Origin of the sequence: Ligilactobacillus ubinensis, assembly GCF_024160875.1 — a bacterium.
GTDB lineage: Bacteria > Bacillota > Bacilli > Lactobacillales > Lactobacillaceae > Ligilactobacillus > Ligilactobacillus ubinensis.
This window is the reverse complement of record NZ_JAIULA010000082.1, coordinates 1-211: the sequence shown is the minus strand read 5'-3', so window position 1 is coordinate 211 and position 211 is coordinate 1. Positions and strand designations below refer to the sequence as shown.

At 31.3% G+C, this 211-nt stretch carries 1 pseudogene; it reads left to right on the top strand.

The window, feature by feature from the left end:
• Positions 1 to 26 precede the first annotated feature (26 nt).
• A pseudogene (locus LB941_RS12485) lies at positions 27 to 134 on the top strand (helix-turn-helix domain-containing protein); the annotation flags it as partial.
• Between the last annotated feature and the right edge of the window lie 77 nt (positions 135 to 211).

Sequence of the window (211 nt, the reverse complement as noted above, 5' to 3'; positions counted from 1 at the left end):
AACTTTAAAAAAGGAGGATTTCTATTATGAGCCACTATCAACATCTTACTATAAATGACCGTGAAATGATATTAGAGGGCCTTGCTCAAAGTAAAACTATTCGTGAAATATCACAAAAATTAAAACGAGCACCTTGCGATAATCCCTTTATGGTTGTCAGATGAAATACAATAATTCATTTGATAATTATGGAGGGATTTTTATATGTCCA